The sequence below is a fragment of the Trinickia sp. Y13 genome (assembly GCF_029522115.1).
Classification (GTDB): Bacteria; Pseudomonadota; Gammaproteobacteria; order Burkholderiales; family Burkholderiaceae; genus Trinickia.
In genome coordinates this window covers 120624-142984 of sequence record NZ_JAKWFK010000005.1, presented here as the reverse complement: position 1 = coordinate 142984, position 22361 = coordinate 120624, and the positions used below count along the sequence as shown (strand labels likewise).

Here is a 22361-nt window from a genome sequence, read left to right as displayed (position 1 = left end):
CAAGGTACTACTTGATAAGCCTCATACCCGCGATCTTAGCCGCCTTCGCATCGAAGGTCACCGTATGTTCGCACTGCGCGCGGTATCCTGCTCGCTCTATCAAGCAGTCGGCGAAATCGGCGGAAGAATTCGCAAATAAGCGCAGTGCTTGCCAGACGGTCTCGGATGCCTCCACCACGAGTTCCTTCGTCCGCAACAATGTCTCGACTACTTGCGCGATCTCGTCCCGCGCGGCGCGATACGCCCGTCCCAATACCCAAACCACTTCAATGAGAGCGACTAGCGTGACATAACCGGGCCGCTCGACCGTCAGCGATTCGATCAGCGAATTCGCCTTTTTCGATTGCGACGGATCATCTTGCGCGAAGTACCGCACTAAAACGTTCGTGTCGAGACCGATCATCGGGCCGAGGCTCCTTGCTTGGCAATCGCGGCATTCATGTCCTCGATCGACACCGGCTTAGCCGGTTTGCGGATGATCCCCTTGAGTGCGGTAACCGACCGCGTCGCCGGCACTACTTCATACCGCCCCGTTGCCTCATTGAAGATGAATTCAAGCCGATCACCGGTCGCAAGTCCCAATTGCGTTCGGACATGTACTGGGATCGTGATCTGTCCCTTCGATGTCACAGTGGCCGAGGTCATAATTCCTCCCGAAAATATCGTTTCCTTACATTAAGGTAAGGCACCGTAGAAGTCAAGGATCGCGACACGCCTCAAGACCCCAACAACCCCGCTGCAATATTCACCGAAAGGCCAATCACCGCGGCGTTGAAGAAAAATGACAAGATCGATTGCGCCAATGCCGTGCGTCTAGCGCGACGCGAGCACAGCGATACATCGGAAGTCTGCGAGGCCACCGCGATCGTGAACGAGAAGTACAGAAAGTCCCAGTAATCCAGCGGCTGGGCCGGCTCCGGAAACTTCAGCGATGCTTCGTCCTTCCCCGCCTGGTGGTAATAGCGTGCGTATTGCAGCGTGAATACGGTCGGAATGAGCAGCCATGTTCCGATCATCGTAGCGCCCGTCAACGAGTAGTTGATGCTCGCTTGAGCCGCCCCGAGTCCCTTCGCGGCCGACAACTCGACGACGATCGCCACCAAACTCGCAATAGCCGCACCCGTGATGATCGCGAGTACCGCCGTTGCGCCCTCGTCCTCGCGCTCGGCCACGCGCTGCACGGCTTCCGGGCTTGCCCGAGCCATGAGCGCCCATATCATGGCTAGGTACAGCCACATGCCAATGTCCCATGCGAGCAGCGCCCGCTGGATTGGCCGCAAATGCCAAGGCTCGATCCAATACGCCACGATACCCAGCACGACGCCGATGGAAATCCGCGGACGATTGCGCAAGAAGCGAGCGACGCGAGTCAATGTAGCCATAAGGCTCCGAACGAGTGAAAACACGACAGGCCAAGCGCCTGTCCGAAAATACGCCGTGCGCCATTATCGCCGCGCCTGCTACTCCCGCGCGAACTCGATCGACCCCTGCCAAACCGCGCAGCCCCCCGCGAATTTGCTATCATCCCTGTATATTTATACAGTCCCACAAACCGCCGTGTCGCCCCCCGCTCCGTCGCCCTATTACTTGTCGAACTTCGAGCGCGCGCTGGCCTGGATCGCCGAGCGCTACGGCGACTTGCTCGACGCCGCCGAGCACGCGTTTCTGCACGATTTCGCCCAATTGCCTCAGCCTTCGCGCGCATTGCTCGTGCGCATGCTGATGCGGCAAGGGCCGCTCTTTCGCGCCAGCCGCCTGGTGTACGAAGAGATCGGATGCCCGCTCCAAGCTGCCGCGCCTTTGGCCGCGCTGGGTTGGGTCGACGCCGACGCCCCGGTGACGATCGACGAGCTGTTCTCGATTGCCACGCGCCCCGAGCTGTGCCGCATGTTTCCGTCTGTGGCGGGTAACAAACACGCGCGCAAAGCGGCTTGGCTAGAAGCGTTGCGCGAGACACATGCCGAATCGCGCCGCTACGGCGAGTGGTATGAGAACGCAACCGAATCCGGATCCGACACTGCATTGCGCACGACGATCGATGCGCTTTGCGAGCGCCTGCGGCTCATGTTCTTCGGCAACCTGCACCAGGATTGGTCGGAGTTCGTGCTCGCCGATTTGGGCATCTTCCAGTACGAATCCGTTCCGTTTCCCGCATCGGCTCGCGCATTTCGCCAGCGTGCCGATATCGACGCCTATCTCGCGCTCCATGCGTGTCGCGCAGCGCTCGACGCGTTCGCCGACGAAGAGCACATCGCCTCCTTGCTCTCGGCGGCTCGCGCCATCGCCATCGACAACCCGTGGCTCGAGACCCGGCGCGCCAAACTGCTGTTTCGCATCGGCCAGCATGCCGAACGGCTAGCTCGCTGGCCCGTCGCGCTCGATGCATACGCGGGCAGCCAATGGCCCGGCGCGAGGCATCGCCGCATACGCGTGTTCGAACGCGATGGGCGCTGCGCGCAAGCGCTCGATTTGGCGAAGCAAGCCCTGCATGAACCGGAAAGCGAAGCCGAACACCAGCGCGTCGCGCGCATGCTGCCGAGGCTGCATAGAGCATTGGGACTGCCTGCCCAGCGCCTCGCGCGCGAACAGGCGATCGAGCGCGAAACGCTCGTGCTTCCCTACCCCGGCACACCGTTTTCAGTGGAGTACGTGGCGCGCGACCATCTGAGCACGGAAGCGGCTCCCGTCTTTTACGTCGAGAACGGCCTCGTCAATTCGCTTTTTGGGCTGCTGTGTTGGGAAGCCGTATTTGCCCCCGTGCCGGGTGCGTTCTTCCATCCGTTTCAACGCGGCCCGGCCGATCTGCACGCGCCCGACTTCCTCTCGCGCCGCACGGAAGTGTTCGCCCGCTGCCTGTCGCAACTCGATGACGATGGCTATCGATCGACGATTCGGCATCACCTCGAAGCAAAGGCCGGGCTGCAATCGCCGTTCGTATTTTGGTCGATGCTGACGCCGCAACTCGTCGATCTCGCCCTCGACTGCTTGCCCCCAGCGCACTTGAAACTGTGGTTCACGCGGTTGCTCGCGGACATCCGCGAAAACCGCTCCGGCCTGCCCGACCTCGTCCGCTTTTGGCCCGCCGAGCGGCGCTACGAGTTCATCGAAGTGAAAGGACCCGGCGATAAGCTGCAAGACAATCAAACGCGCTGGCTGCGCTTTTGCGTTGCGCACGGTATGCCGGTGCGCGTGCTCGATGTCCGCTGGGTTCAGGGAGACGGCGGTGCCACGATGATGGCCGCGGCATGACGTACGTCGTGGCGGTCCGCACGCTGTGCGAGTTCACGGCCAAGCGCGGCGACCTCGATCTTCGCTTCACGCCGTCGCCCACGGCGTTGGAAGGCATCGAAGGTCATGCGTACGTCACGTCCCGTCGCGCCGCCGGCTACGAATCCGAGCTGACATTGAGCGGCGCCTACGGCGAACTCACCGTGCGCGGCCGCGCCGACGGGTACGATCCCAAGGCGAACCGGCTCGAGGAAATCAAGACCTATCGCGGTCAGCTCGATGCGATGCCCGACAATCACCGCGCGCTGCATTGGGCGCAAGCGCTCGTCTATGGTCATTTGCTCTGCCAAGCAAGAGGGCTCGCGCAATTGGACGTGGCGCTCGTCTATTTCGACATCGGCACGCGCAAGGAAACCGTCCTGACGCAATCCTACGACGCGGCCGCCTTGCAAGACTTCTTCGCTCAGCAGTGCGAGCGATTTCTCAGTTGGGCCGCGCGCGAAAGCGCGCACCGGCATGCACGCAATGCGGCGCTCGAAGCGCTGCAATTTCCGCACGGCGCATTTCGCAGCGGGCAACGCGAACTCGCGGTGGCGGTCTACCGTGCCGCGCGCGATGCAAGCGCATTGATGGCGCAAGCGCCGACCGGTATCGGTAAAACGCTCGCAACGTTGTTTCCCGCACTCAAGGCATGCGGGCAAGGGCATATCGAACGGATTTTCTTTCTCACGGCAAAAACGCCAGGCCGAGCGCTCGCGCTCGACGCCATCGAGTCGTTGCACCGGCACGCAGCCGCGCAGGCCGCCGAAGTGCCATTGCGCACGCTCGAACTCGTCGCGCGGGACAAGGCGTGCGAACACCCGGACAAAGCTTGCCACGGGCAATCGTGCCCGCTCGCACGCGGCTTTTACGATCGGCTCGCCGACGCGCGTGAACGCTCGCTCGCTCAGCGCCGCCTCGATCGCGAGACGGTGCGCGAAGCGGCGCTCGCGCACGACGTTTGCCCTTACTACTTGGCGCAAGAGCTGACGCGGTGGTGCGACGTGGTCGTCGGCGACTACAACTATTACTACGACAGCAGCGCGCTCTTGTACGCGCTCGCGCGCATCAATCAATGGCGCGTCGCCGTGCTCGTCGATGAAGCGCACAACCTGCTCGAGCGCGCCCGCAAGATGTACACCGCATCGATCGATCAAGCTTCGTTCAAGGCTGCGGCAAAGCACGCGCCGCAGGCGCTCAAATCACCGCTGCAACGCTTGCAGCGTGAATGGAACGCGCTCAATCGGACGCAAACGGACGCGTATCTCGCGTATGCCGAGGTGCCTTCTCGGGTACTGTCAGCCGCGCAGAATCTGATCGGCGCCGTCACCGATCTCCTCGCCGAGGCACCGCTTTCGATCGACGACGCGCTAATGCGCGTGTTCTTCGACGCCATGCATTTCGTGTCGCTGTCCGAACAATTCGGCGAGCATTCGATCTTCGACGTGCAGTTAAGCACGCACGCCGCGGCGGGCCGTGCAAAGCCTCGATCCACGCTGTGCGTGCGCAACGTCGTGCCCGCGCCGTTTCTCGCACCCCGGCACGCACACGCGCATGCGACAGTCATGTTTTCCGGCACGTTCGCACCGGAGCATTTTTATCGCGACATGCTCGGCTTACCCGAGCGCGCGGCATTCATGAACGTGGACGGTCCCTTTCGCCCGCAGCAATTGACCGTCCATATTGCCGCGCATGTTTCCACGCGCTGGCGCGATCGCGAGCGGTCGCTGTTGCCCATTGCCAATCTAATGGCACGGCAGTACGCCGAGCGTCCCGGCAATTACTTAGGGTTCCTAAGTAGCTTCGACTACGTTCAACGCGTTTTCGCGCTCATGCAGGAACGGCATCCGGACGTCCCGCTATGGGTGCAAGCGCCCGGCATGGACGAAGCGGCCCGCGATGCCTTCCTCGCCCGGTTTCGCACGGCCGATAGCGGGATCGGCTTGGCGGTGCTGGGCGGCGCCTTCTCCGAAGGCGTCGATCTGGTCGGCGAACAACTGGTCGGCGCGTTCGTCGCCACCTTGGGCCTGCCGCAAGTGAACGAAGTCAACGAACAAATGCGCCGCACGATGGACGCCAAGTTCGGCAACGGCTACGACTACGTCTACTTGTATCCCGGCCTGCAAAAAGTCGTGCAGGCGGCGGGACGCGTCATTCGCACTGAAACGGACGTAGGCGTCTTGCATCTGATCGACGACCGCTATCGGCGCGCGGAAGTGCGGCGCCTGCTGCCTAAGTGGTGGGCGCTGCCTTGATTGCGGCCATCTAAAGCCGCCAGCAATCGGCCAGCGGCGATGCTGCGTTAAGCAAACGCCCCACTCGCCGTTAGACCGAACTTTATTCGGTGCGCGCCACGTAATGGATCAGCGAGCGCTGCCGGTCTACGGCCTAAAGTCGCGATTCCCCGCGCCGATAACAGCGGATGAGATGCTCGCCATCCAACCCCATTCCTGACAGCGCGGCTAACCAAGAGGGACTCAGACTTATGCTGGCATCGATTCGCGGACGTATCCTGGCGGCCTGCGTCGCCATCGTGGCGACGGCCCTGGCCGTGACAGGAGGCCTGGCCTACACCGTCGTCAAGCACCATAACGACGAGGCGATCGATCAGAATTTGATGTCGATCTTGACGGGGCATTCGCTTGCGATCGATGAATGGGTCTCCGACCGCGCGCGGCAAACCCAAGCGCTCGCGGATACGATCGCAATTGGCGAAGGCGATCCGCTGCCGGCGCTGAAGCTGCTGGCGAAATCGGGCGGTTTCGAAGTAATGACGCTCGGTCTGCCGGATAAAACGGCGGTCTCCAACGTGCCGCTCGCACCCGGCTACGATCCGACCGCGCGACCCTGGTACAAGCAGGCGGTCGCCGCCCAGCAATTGATCGTCACGGCGCTGTACAAAGACGCCTCGAACGGAAAGCCCGCATTCGCATTCGCCGTGCCGATCGTCCGGGACGGCGCCGTGAAAGCGGTCATGGCGGCCAGTCTCTACATGGAAAGCGTCAGCAGCATCGTGACATCGGTGCATCCCACGCCATCGAGCTTCGCATTTCTGGTCGACAAGGCCGGTCGTATCATCGCGTCGGCTAAAACCGATCTCATCATGAAGCCAGCCACCGAACTCGCGCCGGCCTTGACTCCGGAGATGCTGGAAGGGCTGAAGTCCGGGGCCAATACGGCTACGGTCGACATCGACGGCGCCACCAAACTGCTGCGCGCGCAGCCAATCACGGGCACGGATTGGTCGCTGGTGCTTGCGCTGGATAAGTCCGACGTGACGGCAGGGATGCGCGCCGTGGCAACGACAACGCTCGTCGCCATCATCCTGGTTGCGCTGATCGCGGCTGCGCTCGTGGGCGCGCTGACCAACGCGGCTTTCAAACGCGTGCTGCGCGTTCGAGATGCATTGATCGACGTGGCGAGCGGCAGCGGCGATCTCACGACCCGATTGCCCGCTGCAGGCAAAGACGAGGCTGCGCAGATCGCGCATGCGTTCAATCTCTTTGCGGAAAAAGTCAGCGCGATCCTGCTGCAGATCCGCGTCAGCAGCGAATCGGTCAACGTTGCAAGCGCCGAGATCGCGCAGGGCAATCAGAACCTATCGAGCCGCACGGAGCACGCGGCGTCTAGCTTGCAGGAGACCGCGGCGGCGCTGGAAGAAATCGCCGGCACCGCACGCAACTCGGCCGATGCGGTCACGCAAGTGAGTCAGCTCGCCGCGTCCGCCTCGACTGTCGCTACGCGCGGGGGTCAAGTCGTGGGCGATGTCGTTTCGACGATGGAAGAAATCACGAAGGCTTCAGATAAGATCGCCGACATCATTGGCGTGATCGACGGGATCGCCTTCCAGACGAACATCCTTGCACTCAACGCGGCCGTGGAAGCGGCAAGGGCGAGCGAGCACGGGCGCGGTTTCGCAGTCGTGGCCGCCGAGGTCCGCGCGCTCGCGCAGCGTAGCGCGCAGGCGGCCAAAGAGATCAAGGAACTCATTCACTCCTCCGTCGAAAAGATCGGGGAAGGATCGGCGCTCGTGCAAACGGCCGGCGCGACGATGACCGAGATCGTCGACAGCGTGCGCAGCATCTCGGGCGTGATCGACGAGATCACGGTCGCCGCCAGCGAGCAAAGCACGGGGCTGGGGCAGGTGAACCAGGCCCTCGCGCAGCTCGATCACACGACGCAGCAAAACGCGGCGCTAGTCGAGCAATCGACCGCGGCGGCCGCTCTGTTGCGTGAAGAGGCGTCGAAGCTCGCTCATGCGGTCGGGGAGTTCAAGCTCGCCCACCACTGACGCGTCTAACCCGCGGTGAGGGTGCGTCACCGCTCAGACAAGCGCATCCCAGCTTCGTCACAATCGATGGGCACGGCTCGAGAGGACAGTCCGCGAGCCTGACCTGCGCCCTGCGCGCCGGGTTTCCCACGACGAGAAAGACGAACGCAATGGGGCAGCGCCATGGCTCGTCGCACCGCATTGATCGGAGCCGGGGTCGCTTTGCTGGGGCTGTATGCCGCCGCCCAACCGGCGCCGCCGTTGGCTGCGCGCCCGATTCCGGTCCAAGCGCCTCTCGCTCGCGCGGCGCTCGACGCGCCGAAGGCGGCATCCTCGGCCGACGCCACTCAAATCGAAAGCTTGCTGGCGGGCCAGCAATTGAAGCCGGCGCCCACCGCCGTTCTCGCCGACGCCGACGCCGACGCAGCGACCGAGATCTCCCGCTGCGTTGCGCAAAACATCCGCACGCTCGATCCGAGCAATCCGCACTGGAACGAAACCGACCCGCGCTGGGAGCCTATGCAACGAACGATCGAGCACGATTGCGCTCGACGCCGCGAATACCGAATTCGCGACGTGGAGCCGCAATTGCAGCGGCTGTACCGGGATGCGCTCGCAAACAGCTATGCGAGACGATTGTCGCATCGCGACGCCGACTTCTTGATCGGTTTTTATGCAACGGGAACAGGCCACCGTTTTCAAGCGTTTCAAAACCGTTTGACGGAGATCGAATTCGCCGCGATGAAACACATGCAGGCGCTCGGCGATCGCGACGGCGCCGTCAGCCCGCCTGCCACCTCCCCGCCCGATGTCGTCAAACGTCGTGCCTCCCTATTGCTCATGTCGCGTCAGACCTTGCTGATGGTGCAATGGCAGCGCGATGCCGTCCGCGCGGGCGGCGACACGAGCGGCGGCGCCGTCGCACCGATGGTCATGAGCATGGCGGCGGCCACGGAAGGCGACGCGATCGATCGCGTCGACAAGGAATTCGCGCACGACTTGCCGGCCTTCTCCGCGTTTCTCGCTTCGCCAGCCGAGAAGAACGAGATTCGAGCGTTGGCCGACGCGCAAATGTCCTTCGGTAAAGCTTCGGCCACGCAACTGATCAAGCTTGCGCCCGAATGGAACGGGGATTTGCGCAAGTGGAGGGAACGGTACCGAGCTTTGGCGCATGCATCCGTCGCGGCGCCTGCCAGTGCGCCCGAGCGCAAGTGAGGGCTTGCGGGTGCGAGAGCAGTCGAGTTCGCGTCCGATACTTCACGACCGAGCGGCGTCGACGTCGTAGTGCACCGAAAGCTGCCCTTTCTTTTCTTTGACTTTGAGGATGCGGATCGCGCCGACGGCCGACGACGAAACGACATGGGTACCGCCGCACCCGTAAGCGGGCAGATGGCCGAAGCCGATGACGCGTTTCGCGCCGTCCCACGTCATATGGCGTGGCAGATCGGCGGCGACATAGGCATTGGCCATCGCTGACACCGTGTCCGCATCGAACGCGGGCGCACCGTCATTCACCTCGAAAACGACGCGCGCCTCGCCCGGCCAATGGTGCCCCTTGACGGCGCGCCAACCGAGCGCGTCGCCACAGTAGCCGATCAAATGGCCTGCCGAGTGCAAGCGCGCATGCAGCGCCCGCGCTTCGGCACACACTTCGATGGGGACTTCGCTCTCGACAACGGCCCGATCGCAGACATGGACGACCTCGTCTTCGACCGCCACGACCCGCAAGACGTTCGCGTCCGCTATCGTGCCGCGATCGGCCAGTTGCCCGCCCCCTTGCGGATGGAAAAGCGTTGCCGATAGCACCACGTCGAAATGACCGTCGTCGCGTTGCGTGCAACGCCGCACGCGGGCCGACGTCGCAAGGCGATCGTCCGTCATGTAAAGCCGTTCCGTCATGCTGCCTGTCCTTCTCTCCGGGTGGTGGGGAGCGGAGTCGAGCGCATGATCGCGATGCGCCCCGGTCCCGCTCGTTGGATAACCCAGAGCGTATCGGAACCCGCTTGCGGCGCATTGTAAAAAATTGACGGACGAACGGCGGCCCGGCGCGACCGCCGATGTCGAGCTCGGCGCTCAATACTTCGATGGCGCCACGCCAAATGCTTGCCGGAACGCGCGATTGAAGTGACTTTGATCGTAAAACCCCACACCCTGCGCCACTTCGGCGACCGATTGCGAACCGCGCGCCAACAACGCGCATGCATGCTCGAGACGCAGCCGCAACAGCCACGCGTGCGGCGTCATGCCGATCGTTTGCTTGAACTGCCGCAGAAACTGAAAACGTCCGAGCGCACACAGCGCAGCCAGCTCATCGAGCGTAATCTTTTCGCTCAGGTGTGCGAAACAATAGTCTCTGACGCTTTGCCACTGCCAAGGCGCGAGCGCGCCGCCCGTCTCCCGAGGCACGATCGCGCGCGAGCGCGTCAGCAATAAGTTCATCAAGCGCAGCCACTCCGACTGCACTGCAAGCGAATCGGTCGCATCGCTCGCCCGCATGACATCGAACAACCGCACGAACTGAGCCGCAAGCTGGGCATCTTCGAGCAGCGCGCCGGCGAACCGCGGCTCCCTCGATGTCTCGCTCACGGCTTCGGACACGTCGCACAGCAAATCGCGCGAAAGGCGAAACGTGCGCAGCGTGTACCCGCGCTCGCTGTCGCTCACGCCGTCATGGATCTCTCCGGGCGGCATCAGCGAGACGCAGCCGGGGCCGACCCGCACCGTCTTGCCGCCGAAGCGTTGCAGCTGCACACCCTCGGTTACGAGCCCGATGTGGTAGTCGAGGTGGAAATGACGATCGAAGCTGAATGTCGAAAACTGTGCCGCGCCCAGCACGAGGCCCGGCATATCGGCCAGATGCCGGTAGTGGACGATGTCTCGCCCGAGGGGAAGCCGCCTCGTTCTCGCCATGCTCAATCCACCTGCTCCATGGGCCGCCCCGGCGCCGGCGCAGCGCCGGGCAGGCGCTCGCCCGCGGCCCTGCGCGCCGCTGCGTGTGCGGGGCCCCAGTCGGCGTCCCCGTCACCGTATCGTTCGCGCAAAAACGTCAAGAATGCGTTGACCTTCGGCGATGCACTCAAGCGCGACGGATGCAACGCATAAAGCTGCAGCGGCTCGAGTTCCCAATCGGGCAACAGCCGGACGAGCCGGCCCGCCTCCACGTCGCTTCGCACTGCCTCGGGTTTGATCGCCGCAATGCCGCCGCCGCTCAGCGCGACCTGATAGCCGATCGACGGATCGGCCACGGTCACGCGCGGCTCGAAATTCACCTCTTGACGGGTTGCCCCACGCCGCATTCGCCACGAGGCGAACCCGGCCGGGAGGCCCGGGCCGCCACAGTGAGCAGTAATGCAATGATGCTCGCGCAAATCGGCCGGTTGTTTCGGCATGCGTCGGCCTGCGAGATACCCGGGGCTTGCGTACATTGCAAACCGGATCTTGAACAGCGGCGTTGCGCGCAGCGTGGAATCCGGGCTGGGATGCGGGCCGATCACGATGTCGGGCGCGGGATCGGTCACTCGATTTTCGCCGCTCACGAACTGCAGGTCCACACGGACTTCGGGATAAGCCGAAAGAAACTCGCCCAGCACGGGGCCTACGGCGAAGCGCGCAAACGGCACCGAGGTTGCGAGGCGCAACAGCCCGCGAGGCTGCGCGTGCATCGCCCCGATCGCGAGATCGGCTTGCTCGGCCTCCTCCAACATGCGCCTGCATCGCTCGAGGTAGAGCTCGCCGGCTTCGGTCAGCATCAGGCTGCGCGTCGTGCGTTCGATGAGCCGCACGCCCAAGCGATCCTCGAGCCGAGTCAGCGCACGGCTGACGCTCGACTTGGGCAGGCCGAGCCGTTCCGCGGCTACGGTGAAACTTCGCGCCTCGCAGATGTGCGCGAAGCATTGCATCTCGTTCAGGTCGATCATCGGCGCATCCCGCTCATTGTTCCCGCTCAGCAACAGACTGTTCAACCTCTGTCAATTGTTGCGAATGATAGCCAATCTTTCGCTCGAGCGTCTGATTCAGAATCCATCCACCCGAGGGAGAACATCGATGTATGTAGTTACCGGAGCAAGCGGCAATGTCGGCAATCAAATCGTTGCGCAGTTGGTCGCGGCGGGTCATCCCGTGCGCGCTTATGTGCGCGACCCGTCGAAGCTGGCGCAATGGGCGCAGCGAATCGAAGTGGTCGCGGGAGACTACGACACGCCCGATGCGTTCGCGGGCGCGTTGGAAGGTCACGTCGAAGGCGTCTTTCTGATGAACATCGGCAGCGCCGACGCTTTTCGCGAGCTCGTCGCGCGAATTGCCTCGAAGCGCGTGCCGCGCGTGGTGTTCCTGTCGACGTCGATGGTCCAAAACGGGCCCGACACGCTGCTCGGCCGCCTGCATGGCGAGAAAGAAGACATCATTCGCGCGGCCGGTCTCGATGGCCGTTTTCTGCGTCCTACCGGTTTCATGTCGAACGCTTACCTATGGCTGCCGAGCATCCGCGCCAACGGCGTCGTCCCGAACCCAATGGGCGACGGACGCGCGGCGCCGATCGCGCCCGAAGACATTGCGGCCGTCGCCGTGCGGGCATTGACCGACGCATCGCTCGAGGAAAGCGTATTGACGCTGACCGGAGGCGAAACCATCAGCGTGCCCGAGCAAGCCGCACTACTTGCGCAAGCGCTCGATCGCCCATTGCGCTGTGTCGATGTCACGCTCGACCAAGCGCTGGAGAACCTGACGCGAGCTGGCGTGCCGCAACCGATCGCGGCCTCGGTCGTCAAGGCGTACGAGCAGGTGAAGGCGGGAAATGCGGCCACGACTGTCGACACCGTGGAACGCGTGCTCGGGCGCAAGCCGATGCGGTTCGAGCAATGGCTGAAGACGCATGCCGAGCGTTTCGAATAACGTTGCGCATCGAGCTCCTCGCCATATCGGGGACACACCGCGGCGCGCCTTGCAGAATCAGGCTTGCGCGCCGCAGTCATAGGGAGGGGTTGAATCTCCCATGCCAAGCGGACTATGCTTTCCTGTTGGTCACACACAGGAGTGAGCATGGACCGCATTCAAGCAATGGAAGTCTTCACGCGCGTCGTCGATGCGAACAGCTTCACGCGTGCGGCCGAAACGCTGGGCATGCCGCGCGCATCGGTGACGACGATCATTCAAAACCTCGAGGCTTTTCTCGGCTTGCGTCTCATGCACCGCACGACGCGCAGGCTTTCGCTGACGCCCGACGGCGCCGCTTACTACGAGCATTGCATCAAGATCCTCACTGAGATCGCCGAGGCCGATGCGAGCTTTCAGGCCGGCAATCGCAAGCCGAGCGGCGCATTGCGCGTTCACATGCCGAGCGCGCTCGGGCGGCGCATCGTCATTCCGGCGCTGTCCACGTTCCATCAACGCTTTCCCGACATCACGCTGGAGCTCGGTCTGTCGGATCGGCCCGTCGATCCGATCGAAGAAGGCGTCGATTGCATGATTCGCATCGGCCCGCTCGAGGATTCGTCGATGGTGGCGCGGCGCATCGGCATGCTCAAACGCATCACATGCGCATCGCCCGCCTACCTCGCGCGCTGCGGCGAACCTGCCAGCATCGAGGATCTGGCTTCGCATCGCGCCGTGAATTTCCGCGCGGCGCATGGGGGGCGCCCGATTCCGTGGGTGTTCGTCATCGACGGCAAACCCGTCGAAGTCAAAATGGACAGCCTCGTCTCGGTGAACGACTCCGACGCTTACGTGACCTGCGCGATCGAAGGCTTCGGCATGATCCAGCCCACGCTTTTCATGGTGCTGCCCTACCTGCTCGACGGCTCCTTGAAAGAGGTGTTGGCCGGCTTCAACCCCAAGCCGAAGCCGATCTCGATCGTCTATCCGCACAATCGCCATCTTTCCGCGAAAGTGCGCGCCTTCGCGGAGTGGATCGACGAGTTGTTCGATTCGATGCCGGCGCTCGACGATGTCTCCCGTCCACGCGAGACGGCCAAGCAGAAAGAAACGCGGCAACGTAGCGATGCAGTCACCGCCTGATTGGGGCTCTTAACCTGAGGCTCTCAACCCTGTGCGCCGCCGCCGATCGAAACGACGCGAGGCGGCCGAACAGGTTCGACGCCCGCCTGCGGAGCCGCGCGCCAGGCCGCCGGCGTGAGGCGCGTCTCTCTCTTGAACGCCCGCTGGAATGCCGCCTCCGACGCGTAGCCGACGGCTTCGCCCACCGCCGCCACCGACTGTTCGCTTTCTTTCAACAATCGGCTCGCTTCGGCAATGCGAATGCGCATCACGAATTCGGCGGGCGTCATCCCAGCCACGGCGCCGAAGCTGCGAATCAACGACGAACGCGACATATTCGCAATCTCGCCCATCTCCTCGATCGTCCATGCTTGCGACGGCGTTTGAACGATTCGCACCGCGAGCTCCCGTAGGCGCGGATGAGCGGCCAATGCAAGCATGCCCGCGGGGGCGTGAGATTCATGCATCGCCGCGCGTAACGTGAGGCCGAACAGCGCCGCGGATAAGTTCCGCAAAACGGCGGCGTAGCCGGGCTGCAATTGCTCGGCCTCCTCTTTCATCAGCATGAGCAAACGGCTCAATCGCGCCTCGCTCGATGTCGCGATTGCGCTCTCGGCGGCACCCGCATGGGCGCGCACGATCACATGCTCCGGAAGCAACGCGCGATACAGCCGCCAGGCCGAGTAGGCCAATAAGAACCGCCCGCACAGTAGAACCGTGGGCACGCTGCCCATCTCGTCGCGCCTCGTCTGTAGCGCGTGGCTGGACCGCCCCTGGGCGAGCGTCGCGCCGTCCGCCTGGTCCACGATGCTGTGCGCCTCGCCCGAGGGCAACATCAGGATGTCACCCGCATATAGCGTGGTCGGTTCGAGGCTCGGCCCCCGCACCACCGCGGCGCCCGCGATCACGGCGTGGTAGGGGATTTCTCTCGGCCCGGTGCCTGCGTTCTCGAGCGCCCACGGCGAGCGCAATTCGCATCGCTCGTCGAGGCGGCCGTCGACGGCGCCGAGGTTCAACAGTCCATCGAGCAAATCCATATCCATCGGCCTGTTCATGTTGGAACGATCGAGCATGTTTGTGAGCCTAGCGAGCATTCATAGAAACCACCCGCCTTCTTAAAGTACAGACACCGCATCACGCGGCTTTATCCACCGAATGCAACCCAGGAGAACAACATGTCCAGACTTCCCGCCATCGCCCCCGACGACACGTCCGACGCAGCACGTCAGGTGTTCGATCGCGTCCGCAAGGCAGCCGGCAAGGTGCCGAACGCGTATGCGCTGATCGGCGGCTACAGCCCCGCCACGCTCGAACTCATGCTGCAAGGCGACGCCGTGCTTGCCAACGGCCAACTGAGCAAGGCGGAGATCGAAGCGATTCGAATCGCCGTCAGTTCGCTCAACGGTTGCGATTATTGCGTAGCCGCCCATTCGATGCTGGGCCAGCGCGCGGGTTTGCAATCCGACAGCTTGCGTCGGCTTCGCGCGGGCGAGGCGTTGGACGATGCGCGACGCGATGCGCTCGTCACGTTCGCTCGCACGGTTGCCAGCACGCAGGGCACGACCGACCCCGCCGTGCTGGCGGCCGTGCGCGAAGCGGGTTATTCGCCTGCGCAAATCGTCGAAGCGTTGCTTGCCATTTCGTTGATCACGTTTACGAATCTGTTCAACCGCGTCAACGATACGGAAATCGATTTTCCGATTCCGCAATGACGGCAGTAGCGTAGCAAAGCGATGCACGGCGGCACGCGCGTCCGTTCGAATCGAGATCGTTCGGGCTCGATTCGGTGCATCATACTAGGCGCGATAAGCATGCCCGGCGATGGAGCGACGCCTGTCGTCCTCGCCGGACGCCGCTTGACTTCTATAAGAACCTTGACGCGTGGGAGAAGACGTTGAACAAAGCGAACCCGACGGAAGGCCGGCCCGCATCCGAGCTCATCGATGAAAAAATCGCAAGCTTGGGCGATTGGCGCGGCGAGACTTTGAAGACCGTACGCGCACTGATTCAAGAAGCCGAGCCCAATGTCTTGGAAGAGTGGAAATGGATGGGCACCCCCGTGTGGTCGCACGACGGCATCATTTGCACCGGAGAATCGTACAAAGCGGTCGTGAAGCTAACCTTTCTCAAAGGCGCCGCGTTGAAGGATCCATCCAAGCTCTTCAACTCGAGTCTGGACGGCAATGCCCGCCGCGCCATCGACCTTCGAGAGGGCGAAGAGATCGACGCAAAAGCGTTCAAGGCGCTGATCCGCGAAGCGGTCGAACTCAATGCCGCGAACGCCGCGGCCAAGCCCAAGCGAGCAAAGAAGTGAATCCCATTTGATCGGAGGCCGCCGCGCGGCAACGGTTGTAGCGGCGCGCTTGCCCGACATCAGGAAGGGCACGCAAACCGCCCGGCCAAGGCCCGCTGCTGATTTCCCGCCTAACGCTAGGGTTGTCCGCACACTTCAGAAATCCCACATTCCTGCCGTTATCCCGGCAGAGAGCGCAGCTTCGGCGCGCAGCGACGCAGCCGATTCGGGAACCGCAGCCTGAGCGGCACTGCTTGGACGAACAGCCACTTGGACGGCATGGAAAACCCTGAGATGGACCGCGAGGACGAGTACCGTGTGCCAGTCGGCGATCTGCATATCGCCGTCATTCGCTACGATGCAAGCGGCCAGCGACGCTACATGAATCGTGCCGCCACGGCAATGATGACCGCCTTGTCGGGCGGCTCGCACGTGTTGCTCAGCGAAGCTCAACTGCTTTCCGCCCCGCGCTACCGGCGCTACCTCGATGCAATCCGGGAAGTTGCCGCCACAGGGGTCGCGCGCGAGATGGAGCTCGCATTCGACGGCTTGCCCTCGGCGCAACGTCAGCATTACCTCGTCCAGTTGGCGGCCGATCCCGCCAAAGACGGCATACCGGGCGTTCTCGCGATCTGCTTCGACATCACCGCGCGCATCCACGCCGAGGCGCAGCTGCGCGAACGCGAATCGTTCCTCGAATCGCTGCTCGACACGATTCCGATTCCGGTCTTTTCCAAAGACAGGCACGGGCGCTATCTTCAACTGAACCGAGCGTTCGAAGATTTCTTAGGGATTTCGAAGGCGCAATTCGTCGGCAAGACCGTATTCGAAGTCAATCCGCCCGAAATGGCGAAAACTTATTTCGAAAAGGACGAAGAGCTATTTACGCACGGCGGCATTCAGCGTTATGAATTCAAAGCGCGCAATGCAAAGAAGGAAGGCCGAGAAGTCGAATTCACGAAGGCTGTGTTTCACGACGCGGAGGGCCGCCAGGCTGGGCTGATCGGCGCAATTTTGGACATTACCGAGCGTAATCGGGCCGGTGCGGAGCTGCAAGCTCAATACGACCGCATTCTCGAGTTGAATAAGAACCTCGAGGAACAGGCGCTGGAATTGTCCAAGCGCGAGCGCGAATTCCGTACGCTCGTCGAACATTCGCCCGATACGGTCGCCCGTTACAACCGCGATCTTCGCCGTCTGTACGTCAATCCCACTTTTGCGTCGCATGCGCCAGGCGGCGAGCAGGCCGTGCTCGGCAAGATGCCGTCCGAATTCCCGGGCGGCCCTAGCGCCGCGCGGTACGAGCAAGAAATCGCACGGGTGATCGCTACCGGCGTCGATAGTCAATTCGAACTGAAATGGCGGCCAGGCGACGGCGAACAGTTGTGCCATTTGATCCGGCTGACGCCGGAATTCGGGCCGAACGGCGACGTGGAAACCGTGCTCGCGGTAGGCCGGGATATCAGCGAATTGCATGCGTCGAGAGAGAAGATTCATCGCATGGCGTATTACGATCCGCTGACGGACTTGCCGAACCGGACGATGTTCAATGAAGCGCTGCGTCGCATAACGGACGCCAGCGAGCAGGACAGGCTGACGGCTGTGATGATGATCGACATGGATCGCTTCAAAGGCGTGAACGACACGCTGGGCCACGCGGTCGGCGACGAGCTGTTGCGCGAGGCGGCCATTCGGCTGCTCGAAAGCGTACGGCCCGTCGATACCGTCGCGCGTTTCGGCGGCGACGAATTTGCCATTCTGCTGCCCGATGCGCGCAATCGCCGCACGCTGGAGCAGATCTCGACCGCGATCATCAACCGCCTCGGCGAGCGCTTCGTTCTGGGCGGCAAAGAGGTGTTCATCTCGTGCAGCGTCGGCATTGCGCTGTTCCCGATCGACAGCACCGACGCCGACGATCTGCTCAAATACGCCGATTCGGCGATGTACCTCGCCAAGCGCTCGGGCCGTCGCGGCTTTCGCTTCTACACGAACGAGCTAACCGTCGAAGCGACATCGAACTTGCAGTTGGAAACAGAGCTACGGCGTGCAATCGATCAAGGCGAACTCGAACTGCACTATCAGCCGCAAGTTGCGTTCTGCGATGCGAGAGTCATCGGCGTGGAAGCGCTGTTGCGCTGGAATCGCGCCGGTTCGGGCTTCGTTCCGCCGGATCGATTCGTGCCCGTCGCCGAGGAAACGGGACTCATCATCGACCTCGGAAAATGGGTGCTGCGCGAGGCCTGCAGAGCGGCTGCGGAGTGGAACACGGAGAGCGCGGCGCGGCACACGGTCGCTATCAATCTCTCGCCCCGGCAGTTTCAGGCGCGAGGTTTGGTGCAGACGGTCGAAAGGATTCTCGACGAAACGGGCTGCCGGCCCGAATGGCTCGAGTTCGAAATCACCGAAAGCCTGCTGCTCGAGGAAGACGAATCCGTTACGCGCGCCCTGGCCGCATTCAAGGAAATGGGAAGCTCGATCGCGATCGACGATTTCGGCACGGGGTACTCGGCGCTCAGCTACCTCGCCCGCTTCCCAATCGATACGCTGAAGATCGATCGCTCTTTCGTGCAGAAAGTCACGACCGATTCTCGTCACGCAGAACTCGTCAAAGCCATTCTGTCGATTTCGCGCTGCCTCGGGCATCGCGTCGTCGCGGAGGGCGTCGAGACGCCGGAACAAGCGGCGTTTCTCGAGATGCACGGTTGCGAAGTGGCGCAGGGCTTTCTCTACAGCAAGCCGTTGCGCAAGCTGGAAATCGCATCGCTGCCTCGCTATCTGAGGCCGGAACTCGAACTCGACTCCGACCTGCAAATGGCTCGCAGCGGCCGGTAGCTGCGGGACGGCTCTTACCGCGACAGCACTTCCAGCTGAATGCCGTTGGTTCGGGGGCCGAACCCGCCGATCGCAATCATCACCGTTACCATGCATGCGGTGATTCCGGCAAACACGCCCCCCACCCCGAAGTCGCGCAACAACGAAGCCACCAAGAACCCCGACATCATCGCGCCGGCACGGCTCGCCGAATAGACGATGCCGTTTGCGCGGCAGCGCACGGCCGTAGGAAACAATTCGGCCTGATACGCATGATATGAAACCGAGATCAGTTGCCCCGCGAGACTGATCAGCACCCCCAGGACGATCAGCCACGACGCCGCGCCGCCTCGAGCGAACAGCAAACCAAAGACAACGACCGCGAACGCCGATGCAACGATGATCCATTTGCGCTCGATCCGGTCCGCGATCGACATGCCGAGCAACGGCCCGATCGGAAGTGCGATCGCAATCACGAACGAATACAACAGGCTTTTCGTGACGGTCACGCCTTGTCCCACCAGCAGCGTCGGCACCCAGTTCGCGAAGCCGTAATATCCGATCGCCTGGCAAAAGTTGAAGACGATCAGGAGCGCCAAGCGAGCGCGATAAGGCGCTTGCCAAAGTTCGGCCAACGACGCGCGCCGATGCGGGGGCACCTGCAACACCGAAGCAGGTTCAGGCAACGCCCGCCCCAAGTCGGCTTGCGCCCTGTGCTCCATCTCGCACACGATTTGTTCGCCGCGTTCGAATTGCCCATGCGCCGCCAGCCAACGCGGGCTTTCAGGCACGGCTCTGCGAATGAACCAAACGAGCACCGCCCCGCCCGCTCCGGCCAGCATCACCCACCGCCATCCCTCGAGGCCGAACGCACTCGTCGGTACGAGCCAGTACGAGAGCAGCGCGGCGACGGGTGCGGCCATGAACATGACCGCCTGATTGAACGCCATCGCCCGACCGCGCATCGATTGCGGAACGAGTTCGGTCACGTAGCTGTCGATCGTCACGATCTCGATGCCGACGCCGATCCCCGTGATGAACCGCCAGAGCACCAGTCCTTCCGACGTATGCTGCAACGCCATCGCGATCGAGCCAAACGAGTACCAGAGCAACGAAAAGGTGAACACCGACCGGCGTCCGTAGCGATCGGGCAGCCATCCAAGCGCGAAGGTGCCGACAAATAGACCCGCGAAGGTGGCGGCAATGAAGCCCGCGATCCCGTTCAGGCCAAAGAACGCCGCCGTCGTCGTCTTCAGCAAACCGCTCTTGGCCACGCCCGGGGCGATATACCCCGTGAAAATCAGGTCGTAGACTTCGAAGAATCCGCCGATCGAGATGAGGAACACGAGCAGCCAGAGATGACGAGATGCGGGCAGCCGATCGATCCGCGCGGCCAGGCGCGGCGCCGCTAATGCCGCGTCGTCGAACGTCGTTCGCGCGAGCGGCAGCATACCGCTATCCACTATAGGTTGCATGTTTGTCTCCGTGAGGTTCCGCATCTTCGGCGGAATCGATTAATCGATTAGGACTACTAAATTAAGTGAAACCGCTCTTGGCCGAACGTAAAAATCGCTGGCCAATGGCGACGATAAAGGGCCCAGTGCGATGCGATCGCTTCGCTATCCCACTCGCGCTTTGATCCGCCCCAATATCTCCTGGGTGTGCTCCCCTATTCGGGCCAACGCCTGCCGCACCCCCGGCCGCCGGCCGCCCATCGTCAACGGCAGCAACACGACGTCGGTCGTGCCACCGTCCTCCGTCGTCATCGGGGCAAGGCCGCCGCTTGCTTTCAGATGCGGGTCGTCCAGCAACTGCTCGGGCCGCACGATCGGGGCATAGGGGATGCCCGCGGCTTCGAGCTTCGGCACGAGTTCGGCAACGCGATGCTCCAGTAAAAGCTGGGAGAGAATTGGAATCAATTCGCCGCGCGCCGCCACGCGTTGCGCGTTCGTCGCAAACCGCGGCTCGGCCGCCAAGTCGGGGCGTTGCAGCACCCCGCATAGCGCGACGAATTGCTTGTCGCTAACCGCGCCGACGAACAATTGCTCGCCTTGATCCAGCGTGAAAACATCGTAGACGCTCCACGCCGACACGCGCGCCGGCATCGGTGGCAGCGGCTCGCCCGTCATCGCATGCTGCTGCATATGCTGCGAGCACAAGAACACGCAGTTTTCGAACAGCGCGCTTTGCACTTCTTGCCCGCGCCCCGTTCGATCGCGCTCGCGCAGCGCCGCCAAGATCCCGATCGCGCCGAACATGCCGCCCATGATGTCGTTGACCGAGGCCCCGGCGCGCAGCGGGCGCCCCACCGGGCCGGTCATATAGGCGAGGCCGCCCATCATCTGCACGACTTCGTCGAGCGCGAGCCGCTTCTCGTACGGCCCTGGGAGAAAGCCCTTGTGCGATGCATAGACGAGCCGCGGGTAGCGTGCGCTGAGCGTCTCGTAGTCGAGCCCGAACTCGCGCATCAAGCCGGGCCGGAAGTTCTCGATCACCACGTCGCATTCGCCGATCAGTTCGGCGGCCTGCGCCTGCCCTTGCGGCGTCGCGATGTCGATCACCACGCTCTTCTTGTTGCGATTGAAGGTGCGGAAGAAGCCGATCCCCAGACCCGGAAGCCGGCGCGTCTTGTCGCCGCCGGGCGGTTCGACTTTGATCACCTCGGCGCCGAGATCGGCGAGGATCATGCCGCAGGTCGGCCCCATCACCATATGCGTGAACTCGACGACACGAATGCCCGAGAGAGGTAGCGAGGACGCGGCGCTCATTGGATCTCGCTCGCAAGAGGGTGGGAGGTGCCCGTGGCCGATGGCTTCGGCAAACCGGCTCGCGCAAGCGCGCCGTGCAACGTCTCGCCGGGCAACCAAGCGGGCAATTGAGCGCGCAGCGCCAGCAAACGTTCGATGTCGATGCCGGTATGCACGCCCATCTCTTCGAGCATGAAGACGAGGTCCTCACTCGATGCGTTACCGCTCGCACCGGGCGCATGGGGACAGCCGCCGATCCCGCCCAGCGATGCGTCGAACCGCTCGATACCGGCTTCGAGCGCAGCATAGACGTTAGCCAATGCAAGGCCCCTCGTATCGTGGAAGTGCGCGCAGGCCAGCGCTTGCCCTGCGATGCCGCGTGCTTTCTCGAACAGGGCGCGCACGGCCCCAGGCCCCGCATATCCCACCGTATCGGCCAAGCCAACTTGATCGGCGCCCGCATCGAGTGCGGCCTGCATGCAACGCAGGACCTCTTGCTGCGTCACTTCTCCTTGAATCGTGCAGCCGAAGGCCGTGCTGATGCCCACCTCGATACGCGTTCGCGAGCCCGATGCGTCGCGCGCCGATCGTATCCGCGCGATCTCGGCGATCACTTCGTCCGGTGTCCGGCGCAAGTTGGCGAGGCTATGTGCGCGACTCGCCGATAACGGCACGAGCAGCGCATGCGCTTGCACTTCGAACGCACGCTCCGCGCCTTTCAAGTTCGGCACGAGCACCGACACGACCAGGCCCGGCAAGCGCTTGGCGTAGGCGACGAGCTCGGCAGTATCGGCCAACTGCGGCATCAAGCGGGCGGGAACGAACGAGCCGACCTCCATTTCGCGCTGACCCGCCTCGTAGGCCCGGCGTATCCATTCGCATTTTCGAGCCGTGGGCAGGATCGTTCGAATGCTCTGCAGACCATCGCGCAGGCCCACTTCTCTGACGATTGCGCGGGTAGGGAATGACTTCATCGTAAAGA

The 22361-nt window shown here is 63.0% G+C and carries 19 protein-coding genes; 9 read left to right on the top strand and 10 right to left on the bottom strand.

What is annotated here, in order from left to right:
* Window positions 1–7: 7 nt before the first annotated feature.
* From MMB74_RS11460 to MMB74_RS11450, 3 genes are all read right to left on the bottom strand, one after another.
* Complete coding sequence (locus tag MMB74_RS11460) at window positions 8–403, bottom strand: type II toxin-antitoxin system VapC family toxin (RefSeq protein WP_277428754.1); 396 nt, start codon at window positions 401–403, stop codon at window positions 8–10.
* On the bottom strand, window positions 400–645 hold the full coding sequence (locus MMB74_RS11455; RefSeq protein WP_277428753.1) for an AbrB/MazE/SpoVT family DNA-binding domain-containing protein: 246 nt from the start codon (window positions 643–645) through the stop codon (window positions 400–402). Before MMB74_RS11455 ends, MMB74_RS11460 begins: the two co-directional genes overlap by 4 nt.
* Before the next feature lie 71 nt (window positions 646–716).
* The gene (locus MMB74_RS11450) at window positions 717–1382 is read right to left on the bottom strand and encodes a DUF1345 domain-containing protein (protein ID WP_277428752.1); all 666 of its coding nucleotides are present in this window, start codon (window positions 1380–1382) and stop codon (window positions 717–719) included.
* Window positions 1383–1557: 175 nt separating this feature from the next.
* On the opposite strand from MMB74_RS11450, the gene MMB74_RS11445 reads away from it, so the two are divergent.
* From MMB74_RS11445 to MMB74_RS11430, 4 genes are all read left to right on the top strand, one after another.
* On the top strand, window positions 1558–3249 hold the full coding sequence (locus MMB74_RS11445) for a VRR-NUC domain-containing protein (protein WP_277428751.1): 1692 nt from the start codon (window positions 1558–1560) through the stop codon (window positions 3247–3249).
* Complete coding sequence (locus MMB74_RS11440) at window positions 3246–5522, top strand: ATP-dependent DNA helicase (RefSeq protein WP_277428750.1); 2277 nt, start codon at window positions 3246–3248, stop codon at window positions 5520–5522. Before MMB74_RS11445 ends, MMB74_RS11440 begins: the two co-directional genes overlap by 4 nt.
* A gap of 230 nt (window positions 5523–5752) precedes the next feature.
* Window positions 5753–7558: a methyl-accepting chemotaxis protein gene (locus tag MMB74_RS11435; protein WP_277428749.1), complete on the top strand. Its 1806-nt coding sequence runs from the start codon at window positions 5753–5755 to the stop codon at window positions 7556–7558.
* Between the two features lie 162 nt (window positions 7559–7720).
* Window positions 7721–8752 (top strand): hypothetical protein, encoded by a 1032-nt coding sequence (locus MMB74_RS11430; RefSeq protein WP_277428748.1) that lies wholly within the window; start codon window positions 7721–7723, stop codon window positions 8750–8752.
* 42 nt (window positions 8753–8794) lie between these two features.
* On the opposite strand, the gene MMB74_RS11425 is transcribed toward MMB74_RS11430, so the two are convergent.
* The 3 genes from MMB74_RS11425 to MMB74_RS11415 all read right to left on the bottom strand — a co-directional run bounded on the left by MMB74_RS11425 (window position 8795) and on the right by MMB74_RS11415 (window position 11454).
* Entirely contained in the window at window positions 8795–9436 is a 642-nt protein-coding gene (locus tag MMB74_RS11425; protein WP_277428747.1) for an alanyl-tRNA editing protein, read from the bottom strand.
* A gap of 174 nt (window positions 9437–9610) precedes the next feature.
* The gene (locus MMB74_RS11420) at window positions 9611–10447 is read right to left on the bottom strand and encodes an AraC family transcriptional regulator (RefSeq protein WP_277428746.1); all 837 of its coding nucleotides are present in this window, start codon (window positions 10445–10447) and stop codon (window positions 9611–9613) included.
* 2 nt (window positions 10448–10449) lie between these two features.
* On the bottom strand, window positions 10450–11454 hold the full coding sequence (locus MMB74_RS11415) for a LysR family transcriptional regulator (RefSeq protein WP_277428745.1): 1005 nt from the start codon (window positions 11452–11454) through the stop codon (window positions 10450–10452).
* Between the two features lie 127 nt (window positions 11455–11581).
* Here MMB74_RS11415 and MMB74_RS11410 point away from each other — a divergent pair, with 127 nt between their 5' ends.
* A complete protein-coding gene (locus MMB74_RS11410) occupies window positions 11582–12427 on the top strand; it encodes an NAD(P)H-binding protein (RefSeq protein ID WP_277428744.1) in 846 nt (281 codons plus the stop codon).
* A gap of 147 nt (window positions 12428–12574) precedes the next feature.
* Entirely contained in the window at window positions 12575–13549 is a 975-nt protein-coding gene (locus MMB74_RS11405) for a LysR family transcriptional regulator (RefSeq protein WP_277428743.1), read from the top strand.
* A gap of 23 nt (window positions 13550–13572) precedes the next feature.
* On the opposite strand, the gene MMB74_RS11400 is transcribed toward MMB74_RS11405, so the two are convergent.
* Window positions 13573–14601 carry an AraC family transcriptional regulator gene (locus tag MMB74_RS11400; protein WP_277428742.1) on the bottom strand — a complete coding sequence of 343 codons (1029 nt, stop codon included), beginning with the start codon at window positions 14599–14601 and terminating at the stop codon, window positions 13573–13575.
* A 102-nt stretch (window positions 14602–14703) separates the two neighbouring features.
* On the opposite strand from MMB74_RS11400, the gene MMB74_RS11395 reads away from it, so the two are divergent.
* The 3 genes from MMB74_RS11395 (at window position 14704) to MMB74_RS11385 (ending at window position 18653) form a co-directional block, all read left to right on the top strand.
* The gene (locus MMB74_RS11395; RefSeq protein WP_277428741.1) at window positions 14704–15240 is read left to right on the top strand and encodes a carboxymuconolactone decarboxylase family protein; all 537 of its coding nucleotides are present in this window, start codon (window positions 14704–14706) and stop codon (window positions 15238–15240) included.
* A 182-nt stretch (window positions 15241–15422) separates the two neighbouring features.
* Window positions 15423–15842 (top strand): DUF1801 domain-containing protein, encoded by a 420-nt coding sequence (locus MMB74_RS11390; protein WP_277428740.1) that lies wholly within the window; start codon window positions 15423–15425, stop codon window positions 15840–15842.
* A gap of 258 nt (window positions 15843–16100) precedes the next feature.
* On the top strand, window positions 16101–18653 hold the full coding sequence (locus MMB74_RS11385; RefSeq protein WP_277428739.1) for an EAL domain-containing protein: 2553 nt from the start codon (window positions 16101–16103) through the stop codon (window positions 18651–18653).
* Window positions 18654–18667: 14 nt separating this feature from the next.
* Here MMB74_RS11385 and MMB74_RS11380 read toward each other — a convergent pair whose 3' ends face one another.
* From MMB74_RS11380 to MMB74_RS11370, 3 genes are all read right to left on the bottom strand, one after another.
* Window positions 18668–20083 (bottom strand): MFS transporter, encoded by a 1416-nt coding sequence (locus tag MMB74_RS11380; RefSeq protein WP_277428980.1) that lies wholly within the window; start codon window positions 20081–20083, stop codon window positions 18668–18670.
* A gap of 168 nt (window positions 20084–20251) precedes the next feature.
* Window positions 20252–21400: a CaiB/BaiF CoA-transferase family protein gene (locus MMB74_RS11375; RefSeq protein WP_277428738.1), complete on the bottom strand. Its 1149-nt coding sequence runs from the start codon at window positions 21398–21400 to the stop codon at window positions 20252–20254.
* Window positions 21397–22353, bottom strand: a complete 957-nt coding sequence (locus MMB74_RS11370; RefSeq protein ID WP_277428737.1) for a hydroxymethylglutaryl-CoA lyase — start codon at window positions 22351–22353, stop codon at window positions 21397–21399. The genes MMB74_RS11375 and MMB74_RS11370 overlap by 4 nt, the downstream gene beginning before the upstream one ends.
* Between the last annotated feature and the right edge of the window lie 8 nt (window positions 22354–22361).